Genomic DNA, 2,292 nt, shown 5'->3' with positions numbered 1-2,292 from the left:
AAAAGGTAGGAGATGAATGAATAAAGTTAAATTCCTTGATAAAAACGGAACATTTGAGCTTGAGGATGCGGATCTTTGTAACAATCTGTATTTTCCGCTTGCAAGTGAGCGCGGCCTTAAGAGCTGCGTGACACCCCTTCTGTCCGGGGATTCCAAGATCGATCAGAACCACTTCCTCTTGGAACCCATGAGCATTGAGAACCTTAATAATAACAGACTTACCAGGAATTTCTGGTGCCTTGTTAATGGGGCGCCATGGTCTGCAAACGGCAGCAGTGCATCACAGAATGTAGATAGACTAACTGATGATAGGGAGCCTTGTAAGGTTACTGCCGGATTCATGTGGCACAAGGTAGAAAGAGAAAATAAAAAACTTGGTATTAAGTCAGAGATAACTTCATTCGTTCCATACGATCAAAACGTTGAAGTTCATATAGTAAAGCTGTCAAATGCAGGTGATAAGGATATGGACATAACCTTCATACCGGCTATCCCTGTATATGGAAGAAGTGCTGACAACTTAAGAGACCACAGGCATGTAACATCACTTCTTGGAAGGACATATATCACAGATAAGGGCATAATAGATGCGCCAACTCTGTCTTTTGACGAGAGAGGACACAATCTGGCAGACAGCAGATACTTCGTCGAAGGATACGGCATAGGAAGTAAAGAAATTGCAGAGAATCCTGTTAAGGTCGTACCGGTACTTGACGACTTCATCGGAGACGGAACTCCCGACTGGCCGGAGTATGTAATCAGGAAGTCAGCATCTGATGATGACGATCATAAGTATATAAATGATATTTCACTTGGTGATCGTGATGGTAATAAGACTATATCAGATAAGAAGGACGAGGAAGTGGCAGTCCATAACTTCCACGAATGTAAGGATGCAAGCGGCCAGGAGATAATAGGTGCCATAAGTTTTGAAAAGGCGCACCTAAAGCCCGGTGAAGATAAGACTTACATAGTATATGCAGGTATTTACAAAGAAGATGATGAGTTTAGAAAGGTTAGAGAAGATCTGGCTACGCCTTCCAAAGTATATGAAAGCCTTGAAAGAACCAGAAGCTACTGGATCAGTAAGGTCAATATCAAGATAACAACAGGTGATTCATATTTTGACGGCTTCATGAGATGGGTAGCTTTTCAGCCGGAACTTAGAAGGATATTCGGATGCTCTTTCCTTCCTCACCACGACTATGGCAAAGGTGGCAGAGGCTGGCGAGACCTGTGGCAGGACTGCCTTGCACTCCTTCTTATGGACCCTTCCGGAGTAAGGCAGATGCTGCTTGGTAACTATCAGGGAGTCAGAATCGATGGCACCAATGCAACGATCATAGGAGATGGCCCCGGCGAGTTCAAAGCTGACAGAAACTCAATCACAAGAGTATGGATGGATCACGGCGTATGGCCATTTATAACAACAAGACTCTATATAGACCAGACAGGAGATATAGAGTTCTTAAACGAGAAGTGCGGATACTTTTGCGACAAGCAGATCTTTAGAGGTTTAAAAGTTAATCCTGAGCTTATAAGAGATGACAACGCACTTAGACAGGTAAATGGAGACAAGTATACAGGCAGCGTCTTAGAGCACATACTCCTTCAAAATCTCTCCTCTTTCTGGGAAGTTGGAGAGCACAATATCATAAAGATACGAGATGCAGACTGGAATGATGCGCTGGATATGGCAGGCGATAGAGGCGAAAGCGTAGCATTTGCAAATGCCTATGCAGGAAACCTTATACACCTTGCAGATATGCTGGAATCAGGCAGACTTCAAAGTGACAAGATATACGTCTTTGAAGAACTTGGAGCCCTTCTTATAGATGATGAAACTATCTATGAAGATATCAAAAGTAAAGAAAATATACTGGAAGGATTCCTGTCAAAAGTATCCGGAGATATCACAGGTAATACTATCGGTATAGATATAAAGAGCCTGTCATCAAACCTTCGTCATAAAGGAATGTGGATCATAAACCACATAAGACACAATGAGTGGTTAGAAGATCATACAGAACCTGATACTGCAAATCCTGATGATAAGAAACAGCGTGATCATAATGAAAGCGTACTTGGCTGGTATAACAGCTATTATGACAACAGCGGCAGAGCACTGGATCTCTCGATCCCCGGACATAAGAACATGATGCTCACAGGCCAGGTCTTCTCCATCATGAACGGCACAGCAACAGATGACCAGATAGAGAAGATATGTAAGAGCGCAGATAAGCTCCTTTTTGACAAGGACGCAGGCGGATACAGACTCAATACAGACTTTGG

The 2,292-nt window shown here is 43.1% G+C and carries 1 protein-coding gene; it reads left to right on the top strand.

All coding sequences use genetic code 11. From position 1 onward, the window contains the following. Positions 1-16 precede the first annotated feature (16 nt). The coding region (locus K6G87_RS18960; RefSeq protein ID WP_296840800.1) for a GH36-type glycosyl hydrolase domain-containing protein at positions 17-2,292 on the top strand (2,276 nt) is incomplete at its 3' end.

This window comes from Butyrivibrio sp., assembly GCF_024699075.1.
The sequence above is the reverse complement of the archived record's forward strand: the minus strand, read 5'-3'. Positions and strand labels throughout refer to the sequence as shown.